The organism is Pseudomonas sp. EU05-FHT14B02 (genome assembly GCF_058791055.1).
The window spans coordinates 13,820-30,805 of record NZ_JBYTDD010000004.1 but is presented as its reverse complement, the minus strand read 5'-3'; the positions used below and the strand labels follow the sequence as shown (position 1 = coordinate 30,805).

The following is a 16,986-nucleotide window of genomic DNA, read 5'->3' as shown; positions in this document are numbered from 1 at the left end:
TGGCACTATTGATCAAGGCGCGTCATGTCGGCCTTGTCGAGTTTGACTTCGAAACCATATTGCACGGTGGTGAGATCAGTGCGCTGATAGGTTTCCAGGCGCGTAGGCTGTCCGTAGAAGTAATGCACGGCAAACTGCGCCGGCCCCTGTGCGCTCGCGCCGTGACTGACCGATAGAGTCTCCTTCAAGTAACTACCGCTGTCGTCCTTGGCGAAAAAGCGCCAGTCCTGGGTCGGAAATACCTTAAGGTCCACCACCAGTGCATTGTCTTTGAACGCGAGGCCCTTGGGCAGTTGATGGGCTTCGACGGTTTGCTTGTCGACCGTGGCCAGGAACAACGGCATCGAGCCCACCGCATAGGCCGGGGTTTGTGGAAACAGATTCAGATCGTAAGTGATGGTGCCGCGCAGGGGATCGATCTGGTATGCCTCTGACGGCAGTTCGATCGGCTCGTCGCGATTGCCACGAGTGTCTTCGGTAAAGAAGCTCACCGGACTTTCACCGGGGTTGAACGATGTGCCGAGCAGTTCATCGTTGAAGGTACGCAGGTGAGTGAATTCGATTCGCGCAGCGCTGGGGTCGTCGACCGATTGACTGATGCTGACGTTCTTTTTCAGCTGATCCTCACTCAGCGTTGCCCCTTTCAGCCAGCCCGCCGCCTGGTCGTCATAGACCACAACGGACAGGTTCAAGGGCTGGATGGACTTGTCCGTGGTATAGGCATCGAAGCGCCGGATCGGCAGGTCGAGGTCCTTTCGGGTGACCGTGACGGTAGAAAAATCCAGCATGCTGACTTCGAGAGTTTCGATCGTCCCGTTGAAGTACACCTTCGAATAATGTCGAGCCTGCTGTTTCTCAAAGTTGCGTTGTTCTTCGTCGAGCTGCCTTTCCAGGGCTTCGCTCCAGCTCTTTTGCTGCTGCATCTTGGCCAGTTGCTGCTGATAGAAGGCAATTTGTACCGAGGTTTCGTTGATTGAACCAGCGCGCGCAATGAATTGCCCGGTGCTGTCCCGGGCCTGGACGATCAGCGGGTTTAGCGGTGTTTCACTGACTTCGGGGGCCAGCGGCGTGCTGTTGTTGTATTCGATTTCCGCGTAGTTGTTCGTCAATGTGAGGAGGGTGACGCTCAGGTTGTCATTGGTGCGGGTCTGACCTACGTCCTTTTTCGTCAGGTCGAAGCTGTAGAGGCGGCGTGGCGCGATGACTTCGACGTTGCCTTGCAGGCTCACCGGTTGCGGTTGCTGCTTTCTGTCAATGTCGAGGCCTTCGATGAAGGGGTAGGCCACGGTCAGGTCATCGGGGTTGGTCAGGTTGGAGCTCGATGGGCTGAGCTGAATGCCGGGGTCTGTTTCCGACCATTCCGGCTGGAATGGAATCACCCGTTTGTTGCTTAACGTGACCGACTGCCATTCCAGACCATGGGGAAACAAAAACGCGGCAGGAACGCTGAACGTGAAGGGGAACACTGGCTGCAGATCGATCAGATAGTCGGAACTGGAGTCCTTTTGCAGCACGAACAACCCGTTGATGTAGGTGTCGACCAGGGCCTGCGGGCTCGGGTAGTGCTTGAGCATGGCGAGGGCGTCTTCGCTGTATTCGGTTTCCACCGGCTTGCTGTCGAGCTTGAGTTGCGCGCGTTCGAGCAACAGCAGTGAGCCACCCAGCTCCGACACGGCATCCTTGAGCTTCGGATCCTGAATGGCGTCCAACGACTTTTCGAACTGCGCGGTTTTTTCTTCGAGGCTGACCTGGCGTTTTTCTTCGCTGGGTGAGCAGCCGCTCAGCAGCAGCGCCAGGCAAATTCCGGCACTCGTCAAAGGCAATTGCACATCCATTTCCAGTCTTCCTGTCCGACATCACTGAGCAGTCAATGATTTGGACACTAGCAGAAAAACTTTGATACACAGGCGCAGGTGACGGATTTTCCGACGGTTTCTGGCTGCTTCTGGGTATGGATGGGTGGCTGGTATACTCGCCGCCATTTCCAGTCCAACGTGTGAGATTCAATGGAACGCTTTATCGAAAATGCAATGTACGCCTCGCGCTGGCTGCTGGCACCGATCTATTTCGGCCTGTCCCTCGGGCTGCTGGCGCTGGCACTGAAATTCTTCCAGGAAGTCTTCCACGTCATCCCGAACGTGTTTTCGATGGCCGAATCGGACTTGATCCTGGTGCTGCTGTCGCTGATCGACATGGCCCTGGTGGGCGGCTTGCTGGTGATGGTGATGATTTCCGGCTACGAGAACTTCGTCTCGCAACTGGACATCGATGACTCCAAGGAAAAGCTCAACTGGCTGGGCACCATGGACTCTTCGTCGCTGAAGATGAAGGTCGCCGCATCGATCGTGGCGATCTCGTCCATTCACCTGCTGCGCATCTTCATGGACGCCAAGAACGTTGATCCCGAGCATTTGCAGTGGTACGTGATCATCCACATGACCTTCGTGGTCTCGGCCTTCGCCATGGGTTACCTGGATAAAGTCACCAAGCACTGATCCATTGCCGGCCTCATGAAACACGCCGCCCGTCTGTTGCAAAACAGACGGGCGGCGTCGTTTGTGGCTTGTGCTTTGATGCACCGAGGCATATCCCTGTAAGGGTATTGGCACGCCACTGCATGAGGTGCGTTCATGAACCTGCAAGAGTTGAATGCGTATGCCGTCGCCGGGAAGGTCGATGAGTTGAACCTGATCTCCATGGAGGGAGGCATTTACCTGCTTGAAGCGCGTATGCACGGAGCGGCGTATCCCTTGAACGATACGCCAGGTCACACGATGCAGTTGCGCTCGGTGGAGCATGCCCGTGATGTGCTGCGCTCCTTTCCGAAGTTGCACTTCAACCTTGTGCACACGGTCGTGCATGACGAAATGTGCGGGCTGGCTGCCGATGTTGAGGAAAACCTGAAGGTGCCGATCGCCTGAGGTCCCTCATCAATGACATGACATCTGTGCTAGTCTGCTGGCCCTTTTGGTTCCGGGCGCTCCGGGACGCGCTGTGCACGCATGGCAAGTTCCCGAGCCGTCCGCACAGCGGAGCAGTGTCATGTCCGAAGTAAATCTGTCCACCGACGAAACCCGCGTCAGCTACGGTATTGGCCGTCAGCTGGGCGACCAACTGCGCGACAACCCGCCACCGGGCGTAAGCCTGGACGCGATCCTGGCAGGTCTGACCGACGCATTCGCCGGCAAACCAAGCCGTGTGGGTCAGGAAGAAATGTCCGCCAGCTTCAAGGTCATTCGCGAAATCATGCAGGCCGAAGCTGCAGCCAAGGCTGAAGCGGCTGCTGGTGAAGGCCTGGCCTTCCTGGCTGAAAACGCCAAGCGTGAAGGTATCACCACCCTGGCTTCCGGTCTGCAGTTCGAAGTCCTGACCGCTGGCGAAGGCGCCAAGCCATCCCGTGAAGACTCCGTGCGTACTCATTACCACGGCACCCTGATCGACGGCACAGTGTTCGACAGCTCCTACGAGCGCGGCCAGCCTGCGGAATTCCCGGTTGGTGGCGTGATCGCCGGCTGGACCGAAGCCCTGCAACTGATGAACGCCGGCAGCAAATGGCGCCTGTACGTGCCGAGCGAACTGGCTTACGGCGCTCAAGGCGTTGGCAGCATTCCGCCGCACAGCGTACTGGTGTTCGACGTCGAACTGCTCGACGTTCTGTAAGACCCGCTGATTACCTGTACCTGTAGGAGCGAGCTTGCTCGCGATGGGCGTTAACGATAACGCGGCCATCCTGAATGAACGCGGTGTGTTTGAGTTCTTCGCGAGCAAGCTCGCTCCTACAAAATTTTGCAGCTTTTTTCATATTTCGATCTTGTGGTGCAGTTCACTGTGCGGGCGCAACGCCCGGGCATAGCAGAACAGAAACAGATTACGCACCAGTTCCTTGAGCACCACCGGCTCGCTGGAGCTCAGGCCATTGAGGTCAAGATCACCTTGGTCCTGCAGTTCGCTCAAGGCTTCTTCTTCAAGCACTGCGCAGACTTCCCCGGTTTCCCGATGCAGGATCCTGAGGTAAGGGTGTGGGCGGTCCAGCCAGGCATCGATCAGATAAGTCATGGTTCTCATCTCCATTGAAGGCTTTATGAGAATAATTCTTATTCATCAAATAGCAAGGGCCTATTGGCGGTTTACGCTTTTTTCCGGGTAAAGATTGCGTCAGGTCAAAAGGACTGGCGTTTGGCTATTGCGAGGAATTACTGGGCGAAGCAGGGGAGGGGGGGCGCCATCCCGCGCCAGGCGCGGGATGGATAACAGCAGGCTCAGACTTTTCTGACGAACTCGGACTTGAGTTTCATCGGGCCGATGCCGTCGATCTTGCAGTCGATGTCGTGATCGCCATCGCACAGGCGGATGTTCTTGACCTTGGTGCCGACCTTGACCACCAAAGACGTACCCTTGACCTTGAGGTCCTTGATCACGGTGATGGTGTCGCCGTCTTGCAGGACGTTGCCGACCGAATCCTTTTTCACTGTGTCATCGGACACCGCTTCGGCTTCACCGCTGGCGGACCACTCGTGGGCGCACTCGGGACAGATCAGCTGGGCGCCGTCTTCATAGGTGTATTCGGAATTGCATTTTGGGCAGGGTGGCAACGTGCTCACTAAGGCTCCTTGGATTCAGGATCGCGAAAAAGCGCACATTATATAGGGTTTTAGCAGGGAGGGGGGCAGCGCAGGAAAACCTGTGGGGAACAAACCTGTGGGAGCGAGCTTGCTCGCGATGGCGTCCTTTCAGTCAACAACAATGTTGAATGTAAGTGCCTAATCGCGAGCAAGCTCGCTCCCACAGGGGGCTTGCAGCGTTGTCAGTGCGTACGCGCGACCGCGAACTCGCTCAGTTCAACCAGTGCGTCGCGGTATTCGCTGGCAGGCAACGCTTCGAGACACTGGATTGCGCGTGCCACATAATCGCGTGCCAGTTGCGCGGTGTACTCCAGCGAGCCCGAGGCTTCCACGGCTTCGCGGATGCTTTCCAGGTCTTCGATTCCGCCTTTCTGGATCGCCTTGCGCACCAGGGCTGCCTGTTCCGGCGTACCTTCGCGCATGGTGTAGATCAGTGGCAGGGTCGGCTTGCCTTCGGCCAGATCGTCACCGACGTTCTTGCCCAGGGTTTCGGCGTCGCCTTTGTAGTCGAGCAGGTCGTCGACCAGTTGGAAGGCCACGCCCAAGTGATCACCGAATGTACGCAGGGCTTCGGCCTGTTCTGGCGTGGCCTGGCACAGGGCGGCGGCGCTGTGGGTCGAGGCTTCGAAGAGCATCGCGGTCTTGCCGCGGATGACTTCCATGTAGGTTTCTTCGGTGGTGCTGGCGTCCCGCACCTTCGACAGCTGCAATACTTCGCCTTCGGCGATGATGCGCGTGGCTTGCGAAAGGATCTTCATCACTGGCATGGAGCCCAGCTCGACCATCATTTCGAAGGAGCGCGAATACAGGAAGTCACCGACCAGTACGCTTGGCGCGTTGCCCCACATGGCGTTGGCGGTCGAGCGGCCACGGCGCATGCCGGACATGTCGACCACATCGTCATGCAGCAGGGTGGCGGTGTGCAGGAACTCGATGGTCGCGGCCAGCAGACGCAGTTCGTCGCCCTCACGGCCAAGAGCCTTGCCACACAGCAACACCAATAAAGGGCGCAGGCGTTTGCCGCCGGCCGAGGTAATGTAATCGCCGATTTTCGATACCAGCGGCACTCGGGAAGTCAGCTGCTTCTTGATGATGCCGTCGACGGCGCTAAAATCGTCCGCCACCGCGCGGTAGAAAGCTTGGGGTTGCATCAGCGACAGTCGCTCCAGAAGGGTTGCGCGGCATGCTAGGACCCACGCTTGCAGGTGTCAAGGCGCGATGGACGGCCTCTTGCAAGGCTAGCGTGGCTTGCGTACAATCGCGCACCCTGAACTTCCTGGGCAGCACCTGCCTTACGCAATTGCAAACGGGCCTCCAGCCCCATGCAGCCATGCCAGCCAATACCTCTTCTTATAAAGAGCTGGGTGAGCAGGATTATCGGAGAAATACCATGTCTTATGCAGTAATCGTTACTGGCGGCAAGCAGTACAAAGTCGCCCCAGGTGAATACCTGAAGATCGAAAAACTGGAAATCGCTACCGGCGAATCCGTTACCTTTGATCGCGTTCTGTTGGTTGCCAACGGTGACGACGTGAATATCGGCGCTCCAGTTGTTGCTGGCGCTACCGTTGTGGCTGAAGTGATCTCCCAAGGTCGTCACGATAAAGTCCGCATCATCAAGTTCCGTCGCCGTAAGCATCACATGAAGCGTATGGGCCACCGCCAGTGGTACACCGAGATCAAAATCACCGGTATTCAGGCTTAATTACAGCCTAATTCCTCACTAGGAGAATTGAACTCATGGCACACAAAAAAGCTGGTGGTAGTACCCGTAACGGTCGCGACTCAGAAGCCAAACGCCTTGGCGTGAAGATGTATGGCGGCCAGGCTATCAAAGCAGGCAACATCATCGTGCGTCAGCGCGGCACCCAATTCCACGCTGGCTACGGCGTTGGCATGGGTAAAGATCACACCCTCTTCGCTAAAGTCGAAGGCGTGATCAAGTTCGAAGTAAAGGGCGCCTTCGGTCGTCGTTACGTGAGCGTAGTCGCAGCTTAATTGCGTGATCGCTGGAAAAGCCCTGTCTCGCGACGGGGCTTTTTCGTTTGTGGGGTGAGTCTCTTGCAAAGCTGTTTGTATGGGCTGTCGGCGTACGATGTAGGTATCGTGGTTAAGGGTCGCTGCGCTCATTTTTGCAAGAGTCTTATGTCTTGATTGTTTTTCGGCTCGTCCGTATGGCGAGAGGCGTTTGTTATGAAGTTTGTTGATGAAGTATCGATTCGCGTAAAGGCTGGTGATGGCGGTAATGGCGCCATGAGTTTCCGTCGGGAAAAATTTATCGAGAACGGTGGTCCGAACGGTGGTGATGGCGGTGACGGCGGTTCCATCTACATGATGGCCGACGAAAACCTCAACACCCTGGTGGACTACCGTTACACCCGGCACTTCGATGCCGAGCGTGGCTCCAACGGCGGCAGCACTGACTGCACCGGCAAGAAGGGTGAAGACCTGATCCTGCGCGTTCCGGTCGGCACCACGGTGATCGACTCCGCGACTCAGGAAGTCATCGGCGACCTGACCAAGGCTGGTCAGAAGTTGATGGTGGTGCAGGGCGGCTGGCACGGTCTGGGCAACACCCGTTTCAAATCCAGTACCAACCGTGCGCCGCGCCAGACCACTCCGGGCAAACCGGGCGAGCAGCGTGACCTGAAGCTGGAAATGAAAGTACTGGCTGACGTGGGTCTGCTGGGTTTGCCGAACGCCGGTAAAAGTACCTTTATCCGTTCGGTTTCGGCTGCCAAGCCGAAAGTTGCCGACTACCCGTTCACCACGCTGGTGCCGAACCTGGGTGTGGTCAGCGTCGATCGCTGGAAGAGCTTCGTCATTGCCGATATTCCGGGTTTGATCGAAGGCGCTTCCGAAGGTGCTGGTCTGGGCATTCGATTCCTCAAGCACTTGGCGCGTACGCGTCTGCTGCTGCACCTCGTGGACATGGCGCCGCTGGATGATGCCAGTGCACCGGATGCCGCTGAAGTGATCGTCAACGAGTTGATCAAGTTCAGCCCGTCCCTGGCGGAGCGTGATCGCTGGCTGGTCCTGAACAAGTGTGACCAGATCCTTGATGAAGAGCATGATGCTCGCGTCAAGGAAATCGTTGATCGCCTGGAATGGACTGGTCCGGTCTATGTGATCTCGGCCATCTCCAAGCTCGGTACCGAGCGTCTGTGCCACGACATCATGCGTTACATGGAAGATCGTGCCGATCGCCTGGCCAATGACCCGGCCTACAAGGAAGAGTTGGCTGATCTCGATCAGCGCATCGAAGACGAAGCTCGCGCGCAACTGCAGGCGCTGGATGACAAGCGTGCCCTGCGTCGCAGCGGCGTGAAGTCGGTCCACGACATCGGCGACGATGATTGGGACGAAGAAGATGTGGATGACGAAGACGGTCCGGAAATCATTTACGTGCGTGACTGATTCGTTGCGATAAACTTAAGCGCCGCTCAATCGAGCGGCGTTTTGGTATCTGGAAATCGATCGTTGGTCACGAATAACCACGAATAATGTCACGGGCGGTGCTAGGTCGTGCAGCCCTCAAGCTAAGGTTGAAGATGATGCGGAGCAAGGTGACAGGTGCGCAGCGTTGGGTCGTGAAGATCGGCAGCGCTTTGCTGACGGCGGACGGCAAGGGCCTGGATCGCGCGGCAATGGGTGTCTGGGTTGAGCAGATGGTGGCCTTGCATGAGGCGGGTGTCGAGCTGGTGCTGGTGTCCTCCGGGGCGGTGGCGGCCGGTATGAGCCGTTTGGGCTGGACCTCGCGACCCAGTGCGATGCACGAACTTCAGGCTGCCGCCGCAATCGGCCAGATGGGGTTGGTGCAGGCCTGGGAGTCGAGCTTCGCCAAGCATGGTCGGCATACCGCGCAGATTCTCCTGACTCACGACGACTTGTCCGATCGCAAGCGCTACCTGAATGCCCGCAGCACCTTGCGTGCGCTGGTCGAGCTGAAGGTTATCCCGGTGATCAACGAGAATGACACCGTGGTCACCGACGAAATCCGTTTTGGCGACAACGACACCCTGGCGGCGCTGGTGGCGAACCTGGTCGAGGCGGACTTGCTGGTGATCCTGACGGATCGCGACGGAATGTTCGATGCTGATCCGCGCAACAATCCGGATGCCCAGCTGATTTACGAGGCGCGCGCCGATGATCCGGCGCTCGACGCGGTGGCGGGTGGCACCGGTGGTGCGCTGGGGCGTGGTGGTATGCAGACCAAATTGCGTGCTGCGCGTCTGGCGGCCCGTTCCGGTGCTCACACCATTATCGTTGGTGGGCGGCTTGAGCGTGTGTTGGATCGCCTCAAGGCGGGCGAGCGCATCGGCACCCTGCTGTCGCCGGAGCGCGGCATGTTGGCGGCGCGCAAGCAGTGGCTGGCCGGTCATCTGCAAACCCGTGGCACCCTGGTGCTGGATGCGGGTGCGGTGGCTGCGTTGTCTCAGGGCAACAAGAGCTTGCTGCCGGTTGGGGTCAAATTGGTGCAGGGCAGCTTCCGTCGTGGCGAGATGGTGGTTTGCGTGGCGCCGGACGGTCGCGAGATTGCCCGTGGCCTGGCCAACTATAGTGCGCTAGAGGCGCAAAAAATCATCGGTCAGTCGTCTGAGGCGATTGTCGGTCTGTTGGGTTACATGGCGGAACCGGAGCTGGTTCACCGCGATAACCTGATCCTGGTCTGAAGGAATACCTGAATGCGCGTGGCAAAAGGATTGTTGGGATTGCTGTTGGCGATGCCGCTGCTGGCGTCGGCCGAAGAGATCGGTCAGGTGTCGACGGTGTTCAAGTTCGTCGGGCCGAATGACCGGATTGTGGTCGAGGCCTTTGATGATCCCAAGGTCGACGGCGTGACCTGCTATCTGTCGCGCGCCAAGACCGGTGGGGTGAAGGGTGGTCTTGGTTTGGCCGAAGATCGTGCCGAAGCGTCTATCGCTTGCCGGCAGGTCGGACCGATCAGTTTCAAGGGTGAGCTCAAGGATGGTGATGAGGTGTTCAAGGAGCGCACGTCCCTGGTGTTCAAGACCATGCAGGTGGTGCGCTTCCTCGACAAAAAGCGCAATACGCTGGTGTATCTGGTGTACAGCGATCGCCTGATCGAGGGCAGTCCGCAGAATGCGGTGACGGCGATTCCGATTTTGCCGTGGGCGAGCGCCCAATAATCTGACGCAATTCAAACTGTGGGAGTGAGCTTGCTCGCGAAGACGGATTAACATTCAGCATCTGCAATGGCTGGATATCCGCTATCGCGAGCAAGCTCGCTCCCACAGTTTTTTATGTGTCCATCAAATCGCAGGCAATAAAAAACCGACCCTGAGGTCGGTTTTTTAATGAACGAGTCGCTTAGGCAGCAGCGGCAACGTTCAGGGCCTTCACGTGGCCATTCAGGCGGCTCTTATGACGAGCGGCCTTGTTCTTGTGGATGATGCCTTTATCGGCCATACGGTCGATAACTGGCACAGCCAGAACGTAAGCAGCTTGAGCTTTGGCAGCGTCTTTTGCGTCGATGGCCTTAACTACATTCTTGATGTAGGTACGAACCATGGAACGCAGGCTGGCGTTGTGGCTGCGACGCTTCTCAGCCTGTTTTGCACGTTTTTTGGCGGAAGGTGAGTTGGCCACCGTCGAGCTCCTCGAAAGACTTTTTAGGAAATAGCAAACAAAATAGGCCGCGAATCATGCCGATGAGTTGAGGTCTTGTCAAGGGCGGTTGAGACGTTCCGCTAAGTGGTAGGTGCTACACCTCTGGATATTTCTTTCCAGCGTGCGACCTGTAAACTCGCGAGCTTTGGCTCTGTGCTGTTGCGGCGCGGAGTATCGCATAAGTGGGCGCGTAGTTCGCCTGCTGTTTATCGACAGGCACAAACTCTTTCAATGAATCTGCTCAAATCGTTGGCCGCCGTCAGCTCTATCACGATGCTTTCCCGGGTTTTGGGATTTGTTCGTGACACCCTTATTGCGCGTGCATTCGGCGCGGGAATGGCGACAGACGCCTTCTTCATCGCCTTCAAACTGCCCAATCTGTTGCGGCGGATTTTTGCCGAAGGGGCGTTTTCCCAGGCATTCGTACCGATTCTTGCCGAATATAAAAGCCAGAAAGGGGATGAGGCGACGCGAACCTTCATTGCCTATGTTTCCGGCCTGCTGACGCTGGTGCTGGCACTCGTCACGGCGTTGGGCATGATTGCCGCCCCGTGGGTCATCTGGGTGACCGCGCCGGGTTTCATCGATACTCCCGAGAAGTTCGAGCTGACCACTAGCCTGTTGCGGGTGACCTTTCCTTACATATTGCTGATTTCCCTGTCGTCGCTGGCGGGTGCGATCCTCAACACCTGGAACCGTTTTTCGGTCCCGGCATTCGTGCCGACGCTGCTCAACGTCAGCATGATTATTTTTGCGTTGTTCCTGACACCGTACTTCGATCCGCCCGTAATGGCGCTCGGTTGGGCGGTGCTGGTGGGTGGACTGGCACAGTTGCTCTATCAACTGCCGCACCTGAAAAAGATCGGCATGCTGGTGTTGCCGCGTCTGAACCTGCGCGACAGCGGCGTCTGGCGGGTGATGAAACAGATGTTGCCGGCGATTCTCGGGGTGTCGGTGAGCCAGATCTCGCTGATCATCAATACGATTTTCGCTTCGTTCCTGGTCGCAGGTTCCGTGTCCTGGATGTACTACGCCGACCGTTTGATGGAGTTGCCATCCGGCGTGTTGGGTGTGGCGCTGGGGACGATTCTGCTACCGACTCTGGCCAAGACTTACGCCAGCAAGGATCGCCACGAATACTCACGCATCCTCGATTGGGGCCTGCGTCTTTGCTTCGTGCTGGTATTGCCTTGCGCCTTCGCGCTGGGGATTCTGGCCGAGCCGTTGACGGTTTCACTGTTCCAGTACGGTCAGTTTGATGCCCATGATGCGGCCATGACTCAGCGCGCGTTGGTCGCCTATTCCGTTGGTTTGCTCGGGATTATCGTGATCAAAGTGCTCGCGCCGGGCTTTTATGCGCAACAAAACATCCGCACACCGGTAAAAATCGCAATTTTCACGTTGGTCGTCACTCAGTTGTTCAACCTGTTGCTGATCGGTCCGCTGGCTCACGCGGGCCTGGCGCTCGCCATCAGCGCCGGTGCCTGCCTCAATGCAGGGCTGCTCTTCTATCAGCTGCGTAAACAGCAGATGTACCAGCCGCAACCGGGCTGGGCAAAGTTCGGCTTCAAGTTGGTGGTTGCGGTAGCGGTGATGTCTGGCGTGTTGCTGGCAGGGATGCATTTCATGCCGGCCTGGGGCGAGGGGCAGATGCTTGAGCGTTTCCTGCGTCTGGGGGCCTTGGTAGTTGCCGGTGTGGTGGCTTATTTCGGCATGTTAATGTTGATGGGCTTCCGTTTGCGCGACTTCAATCGCAAGGCGCTGGGCTGAGGTTCTGGCCTTGATAAACACGGGCGAGCCGGCGGTTTTGTCGGCTCGATCACTTTGGGTTACGGTGTTGCCTGTCGTCGGCCGCCGGGTGTGGTTATAATCGACCACTTTATGAGCAAGAAGCGCGTTATGCAGCTGGTTCGAGGCCTCCACAATCTGCGCCCCCGGCATCGGGGCTGTGTCGCCACTATTGGCAACTTTGACGGTGTACACCGCGGCCACCAGGCTATCCTGGCGCGCCTGCGTGAGCGTGCGCTCGAGTTGGGCGTGCCCAGCTGCGTGGTGATTTTCGAGCCGCAACCGCGAGAGTTTTTCGCTCCGGACACCGCGCCGGCCCGTCTGGCCCGCCTGAGGGACAAGCTGCAATTGCTGGCTGCCGAAGGCGTCGACCGTGTTCTGTGCCTGGCTTTCAACCAGCGCCTGAGCAAGCTCAGTGCCAGTGAGTTCGTCGATACCATTCTGGTCGATGGTCTTGGCGTCCAGCACCTGGAGGTCGGGGATGACTTCCGTTTCGGCTGTGACCGCGCGGGAGATTTCGATTTCCTGCAACAGGCCGGTATCGTTCAGGGTTTTACCGTCGAGGCGGCGCAAACCGTTGAGCTGGATGGTATTCGCGTCAGCAGCACTCAGGTCCGCAATGCCCTGGCCGCAGCTGATTTTGCCTTGGCCGAGCGGCTGCTGGGTCGGCCGTTCCAGATTACCGGGCGGGTACTCCACGGCCAGAAGCTGGCTCGCCAGTTGGGTACGCCCACGGCCAACATACAACTCAAGCGCCGTCGCGTTCCGCTTTCCGGGGTTTACCTGGTCAACGTCGACATCGACGGCAAGACCTGGCCAGGCGTCGCCAATATCGGCGTGCGGCCAACGGTACAAGGTGATGGCAAGGCCCACCTCGAAATACATCTTTTAGATTTTGCCGGCGATCTGTATGACCGGCGTTTAACGGTGGTTTTCCACCACAAGCTGCGTGAAGAGCAGCGTTTCGCCTCTCTGGAGGCGTTGAAAACGGCGATCAACGCGGATGTCGCCGCCGCCCGTGCACTAGCCGCACCTAGCGCCCATCGCTAATGAAGAGCCTTAAATGACCGACTATAAAGCCACGCTAAACCTTCCGGACACCGCCTTCCCAATGAAGGCCGGCCTGCCACAGCGCGAACCGCAGATCCTGCAGCGCTGGGACAGTATTGGCCTGTACGGAAAGTTGCGCGAGATTGGCAAGGATCGTCCGAAGTTCGTATTGCACGACGGCCCTCCGTACGCCAACGGCTCGATTCACATCGGTCATGCGCTGAACAAGATTCTCAAGGACATGATCATCCGCTCGAAGACCCTGTCGGGCTTCGACGCACCTTATGTTCCGGGCTGGGACTGCCACGGCCTGCCGATCGAGCACAAGGTCGAAGTGACCCACGGCAAGAACCTGGGCGCCGACAAGACCCGCGAACTGTGCCGCGCCTACGCTACCGAGCAGATCGAAGGGCAGAAGTCCGAATTCATCCGTCTGGGCGTGTTGGGCGACTTCGCCAACCCGTACAAGACCATGGACTTCAAGAACGAAGCTGGTGAAATCCGTGCCTTGGCCGAAATCGTCAAAGGCGGTTTCGTGTTCAAGGGCTTGAAGCCTGTGAACTGGTGCTTCGACTGTGGTTCGGCCCTGGCCGAAGCGGAAGTCGAGTACGAAAACAAGAAGTCCTCAACCATCGACGTGGCCTTCCCGATTGCCGATGAAGCCAAGCTGGCTGCCGCTTTCGGTCTGCCGTCGCTGGCCAAGCCTGCCTCGATCGTGATCTGGACCACCACCCCGTGGACCATCCCGGCCAACCAGGCGCTGAACGTTCACCCGGAATTCAACTACGCCCTGGTCGACGTCGGCGACAAACTGCTGGTGCTGGCTGAAGAACTGGTCGAGTCGTGCCTGGCGCGCTACTCGCTGGAAGGCTCGGTCGTTGCGACCACCACCGGTAAAGCGCTGGAACTGATCAACTTCCGTCACCCGTTCTACGACCGTCTGTCGCCGGTTTACCTGGCCGACTACGTTGAACTGGGCGCCGGCACCGGTGTGGTTCACTCATCTCCGGCCTACGGCGTGGACGACTTCGTGACCTGCAAGAAGTACGGCATGGTCAACGATGACATCCTCAATCCGGTCCAAAGCAACGGCGTTTACGTTCCGTCGCTGGAATTCTTCGGCGGCCAGTTCATCTGGAAGGCCAATCCGGCCATCGTCGACAAACTGACCGAAGTCGGTGCGTTGCTGCACACCACCGTCATCGAACACAGCTACATGCACTGCTGGCGCCACAAGACCCCGCTGATCTACCGCGCCACCGCGCAGTGGTTCATCGGCATGGACAAGCAGCCGACCACCGGCGACACCCTGCGCCAGCGTTCGCTCAAGGCCATCGAAGACACCAAGTTCGTCCCGGCCTGGGGCCAGGCGCGTCTGCACTCGATGATCGCCAACCGTCCGGACTGGTGCATTTCCCGTCAGCGCAACTGGGGCGTGCCGATCCCGTTCTTCCTGAACAAGGAAAGCGGCGAACTGCACCCACGAACCGTCGAGCTGATGGAAGAAGTTGCCAAGCGTGTTGAAGTCGAAGGCATCGAGGCCTGGTTCAAGCTGGACGCCGCCGAACTGCTGGGCGATGAAGCGCCGCAGTACGACAAGATCAGCGACACCCTCGACGTCTGGTTCGACTCGGGTACTACGCACTGGCACGTTCTGCGCGGTTCGCACCCGATGGGTCACGAAACCGGCCCGCGCGCCGACCTGTACCTGGAAGGTTCGGACCAACACCGTGGCTGGTTCCACTCGTCGCTGCTGACCGGTTGCGCCATCGACAACCACGCACCGTATCGCGAACTGCTGACTCACGGCTTCACGGTCGACGAGTCCGGCCGCAAGATGTCCAAGTCCCTGGGCAACGTGATCGCGCCACAGAAAGTCAACGACACCCTGGGTGCCGACATCATGCGTCTGTGGGTAGCCTCGACCGACTATTCGGGTGAAATGGCGGTTTCCGAGCAGATCCTGCAACGCAGTGCGGACGCCTACCGGCGTATCCGTAACACCGCGCGTTTCCTGCTTTCGAACCTGACCGGCTTCAACCCGGCCACCGACCTGCTGCCGGCCGAAGAAATGCTGGCGCTGGACCGTTGGGCCGTGGACCGTACCCTGCTGTTGCAACGCGAACTGCAAGAGCACTACGGCGAATACCGCTTCTGGAACGTGTACTCGAAGATCCACAACTTCTGCGTGCAGGAACTGGGCGGCTTCTACCTCGATATCATCAAGGATCGTCAGTACACCACTGGCGCCGACAGCAAGGCCCGTCGTTCGTGCCAGACTGCGCTATTCCACATCTCCGAGGCGCTGGTGCGCTGGATTGCGCCGATCCTGGCGTTCACCGCCGACGAACTGTGGCAGTACCTGCCGGGCGAGCGTAACGAGTCTGTCATGCTCAACACCTGGTACGAAGGCCTGAGCGAACTGCCGGAAGGCATTGAGCTGGATCGCGCTTACTGGGACCGGATCATGGCGGTCAAGGTCGCGGTCAACAAGGAAATGGAAATCCAGCGTGCAGCCAAGGCTGTCGGTGGCAACCTGCAGGCCGAAGTGACACTGTTCGCCGAAGACGAGCTCACCGCCGACCTGGCCAAGTTGAGCAACGAACTGCGCTTTGTACTGATCACTTCGACCGCCAGTGTTGCGCCATTGGTGCAAGCACCGGCCGATGCCGTGGTCACTGAAGTCAGCGGCCTGAAGCTGAAAATCGTCAAGTCGGGCCACGCCAAGTGCGCTCGTTGCTGGCACTGCCGTGAAGACGTCGGTGTGAACCCGGAGCATCCGGAAATCTGCGGCCGTTGCGTCGACAACATCAGCGGCGCTGGCGAGGTCCGTCACTATGCCTAATGCCGTTGGCCGTTTCGGACGGCTGAGCTGGCTCTGGTTGAGTTTGCTGGTCCTGGTCATCGACCAGGCCAGCAAGTTCTACTTCGAAGGCAAGCTCCAGATGTACCAGCAGATCGTAATCATCCCCGATTACTTCAGCTGGACCCTGGCCTACAACACTGGTGCGGCGTTCAGCTTCCTGGCTGACAGTTCCGGCTGGCAGCGCTGGTTGTTCGCGTTAATCGCAGTCGTGGTCAGTGTGGTGCTGGTGGTGTGGCTCAAGCGTCTGGGGCGCCACGAGACCTGGCTGGCGGTTGCGCTGGCACTGGTGCTCGGCGGCGCGCTGGGCAATCTGTATGACCGCATTGCCCTGGGCCATGTGATCGATTTCATTCTGGTGCATTGGCAGAATCGCTGGTATTTCCCTGCGTTCAACTTTGCCGACAGCGCAATCACGGTTGGTGCTGTCATGTTGGCACTGGATATGTTCAAAAGTAAAAAGACCGGAGAAACCGTTCATGACTGAACAGGTATTGGCTGAGCAACGCATCGGCCAGAACACGGAAGTCACCTTGCATTTCGCATTGCGCCTGGAGAACGGCGACACGGTGGACAGCACCTTCGATAAAGCCCCGGCGACCTTCAAGGTCGGTGACGGCAACCTGTTGCCAGGTTTCGAAGCGGCGCTGTTCGGTTTCAAGGCCGGTGACAAGCGCACGCTGAGCATCGAACCGGAAAACGCTTTCGGCCAGCCCAACCCGCAAAACGTGCAGATCATCCCGCGTTCACAGTTCCAGGACATGGAGCTGTCGCCAGGTTTGCTGGTGATCTTCAACGATGCGGCCAATACTGAATTGCCGGGCGTGGTCAAAGAGTTCGATGACGCGCAAGTGACCATCGACTTCAACCATCCGCTGGCGGGCAAGACGTTGACCTTTGACGTAGAGATCATCTCCGTCAAAGCGCTGTAAGGCATTACGGGGCAGCTTCTGGTGCCACCGGACCCTGTGGGAGCGAGCTCGCTCCCACAGTTTGTTTTTCATTGTTTTCGCGCGCAAGACACGAGGCACA

18 protein-coding genes are annotated in these 16,986 nt (G+C 58.2%); 13 read left to right on the top strand and 5 right to left on the bottom strand.

What is annotated here, in order from left to right:
• Positions 1–5: 5 nt before the first annotated feature.
• On the bottom strand, positions 6–1,835 hold the full coding sequence (locus AC3WTM_RS05525; RefSeq protein ID WP_102672632.1) for a hypothetical protein: 1,830 nt from the start codon (positions 1,833–1,835) through the stop codon (positions 6–8).
• A 171-nt stretch (positions 1,836–2,006) separates the two neighbouring features.
• Between AC3WTM_RS05525 and AC3WTM_RS05520 the strand changes: the two genes are divergently transcribed.
• The 3 genes from AC3WTM_RS05520 to bamJ all read left to right on the top strand — a co-directional run bounded on the left by AC3WTM_RS05520 (position 2,007) and on the right by bamJ (position 3,660).
• Positions 2,007–2,495 (top strand): TIGR00645 family protein, encoded by a 489-nt coding sequence (locus AC3WTM_RS05520; RefSeq protein WP_007970904.1) that lies wholly within the window; start codon positions 2,007–2,009, stop codon positions 2,493–2,495.
• Between the two features lie 135 nt (positions 2,496–2,630).
• A complete protein-coding gene (locus AC3WTM_RS05515) occupies positions 2,631–2,921 on the top strand; it encodes a DUF6482 family protein (protein ID WP_102672631.1) in 291 nt (96 codons plus the stop codon).
• A gap of 121 nt (positions 2,922–3,042) precedes the next feature.
• On the top strand, positions 3,043–3,660 hold the full coding sequence (gene bamJ / locus AC3WTM_RS05510) for a BamJ family beta-barrel-assembly machinery protein (protein WP_008022510.1): 618 nt from the start codon (positions 3,043–3,045) through the stop codon (positions 3,658–3,660).
• Positions 3,661–3,798: 138 nt separating this feature from the next.
• Here the strand turns inward: bamJ and AC3WTM_RS05505 are convergent, their stop codons facing one another.
• The 3 genes from AC3WTM_RS05505 to AC3WTM_RS05495 form a co-directional block, all read right to left on the bottom strand.
• Entirely contained in the window at positions 3,799–4,056 is a 258-nt protein-coding gene (locus tag AC3WTM_RS05505) for a PA4570 family protein (RefSeq protein ID WP_008052059.1), read from the bottom strand.
• Positions 4,057–4,259: 203 nt separating this feature from the next.
• Positions 4,260–4,601 carry a zinc ribbon domain-containing protein YjdM gene (locus AC3WTM_RS05500; protein ID WP_008154270.1) on the bottom strand — a complete coding sequence of 114 codons (342 nt, stop codon included), beginning with the start codon at positions 4,599–4,601 and terminating at the stop codon, positions 4,260–4,262.
• Between the two features lie 203 nt (positions 4,602–4,804).
• Complete coding sequence (locus AC3WTM_RS05495; protein ID WP_102672630.1) at positions 4,805–5,773, bottom strand: polyprenyl synthetase family protein; 969 nt, start codon at positions 5,771–5,773, stop codon at positions 4,805–4,807.
• Between the two features lie 239 nt (positions 5,774–6,012).
• Here AC3WTM_RS05495 and rplU point away from each other — a divergent pair, with 239 nt between their 5' ends.
• The 5 genes from rplU (at position 6,013) to AC3WTM_RS05470 (ending at position 9,772) form a co-directional block, all read left to right on the top strand.
• A complete protein-coding gene (gene rplU, locus AC3WTM_RS05490; RefSeq protein WP_003176051.1) occupies positions 6,013–6,327 on the top strand; it encodes a 50S ribosomal protein L21 in 315 nt (104 codons plus the stop codon).
• A gap of 35 nt (positions 6,328–6,362) precedes the next feature.
• Positions 6,363–6,620: a 50S ribosomal protein L27 gene (rpmA, locus tag AC3WTM_RS05485; protein ID WP_003281574.1), complete on the top strand. Its 258-nt coding sequence runs from the start codon at positions 6,363–6,365 to the stop codon at positions 6,618–6,620.
• Between the two features lie 195 nt (positions 6,621–6,815).
• The gene (gene cgtA, locus AC3WTM_RS05480; protein ID WP_008052064.1) at positions 6,816–8,039 is read left to right on the top strand and encodes an Obg family GTPase CgtA; all 1,224 of its coding nucleotides are present in this window, start codon (positions 6,816–6,818) and stop codon (positions 8,037–8,039) included.
• 137 nt (positions 8,040–8,176) lie between these two features.
• Positions 8,177–9,295: a glutamate 5-kinase gene (gene proB, locus AC3WTM_RS05475; RefSeq protein WP_102672629.1), complete on the top strand. Its 1,119-nt coding sequence runs from the start codon at positions 8,177–8,179 to the stop codon at positions 9,293–9,295.
• Positions 9,296–9,307: 12 nt separating this feature from the next.
• Positions 9,308–9,772: a CreA family protein gene (locus AC3WTM_RS05470; protein WP_085718443.1), complete on the top strand. Its 465-nt coding sequence runs from the start codon at positions 9,308–9,310 to the stop codon at positions 9,770–9,772.
• 181 nt (positions 9,773–9,953) lie between these two features.
• On the opposite strand, the gene rpsT is transcribed toward AC3WTM_RS05470, so the two are convergent.
• Positions 9,954–10,232 carry a 30S ribosomal protein S20 gene (rpsT, locus tag AC3WTM_RS05465; protein WP_007970922.1) on the bottom strand — a complete coding sequence of 93 codons (279 nt, stop codon included), beginning with the start codon at positions 10,230–10,232 and terminating at the stop codon, positions 9,954–9,956.
• A 252-nt stretch (positions 10,233–10,484) separates the two neighbouring features.
• On the opposite strand from rpsT, the gene murJ reads away from it, so the two are divergent.
• The 5 genes from murJ (at position 10,485) to fkpB (ending at position 16,886) form a co-directional block, all read left to right on the top strand.
• Positions 10,485–12,023, top strand: a complete 1,539-nt coding sequence (gene murJ / locus AC3WTM_RS05460; protein ID WP_102672628.1) for a murein biosynthesis integral membrane protein MurJ — start codon at positions 10,485–10,487, stop codon at positions 12,021–12,023.
• A gap of 129 nt (positions 12,024–12,152) precedes the next feature.
• Positions 12,153–13,091, top strand: coding sequence for a bifunctional riboflavin kinase/FAD synthetase (gene ribF / locus AC3WTM_RS05455; RefSeq protein WP_173677972.1), 939 nt, complete (start codon positions 12,153–12,155; stop codon positions 13,089–13,091).
• A gap of 13 nt (positions 13,092–13,104) precedes the next feature.
• Entirely contained in the window at positions 13,105–15,936 is a 2,832-nt protein-coding gene (gene ileS / locus AC3WTM_RS05450; protein ID WP_102672626.1) for an isoleucine--tRNA ligase, read from the top strand.
• Complete coding sequence (lspA, locus tag AC3WTM_RS05445) at positions 15,929–16,441, top strand: signal peptidase II (protein ID WP_102672625.1); 513 nt, start codon at positions 15,929–15,931, stop codon at positions 16,439–16,441. Before ileS ends, lspA begins: the two co-directional genes overlap by 8 nt.
• Before the next feature lie 7 nt (positions 16,442–16,448).
• Entirely contained in the window at positions 16,449–16,886 is a 438-nt protein-coding gene (gene fkpB / locus AC3WTM_RS05440; RefSeq protein WP_172435403.1) for an FKBP-type peptidyl-prolyl cis-trans isomerase, read from the top strand.
• The last annotated feature ends 100 nt before the right edge of the window (positions 16,887–16,986 follow it).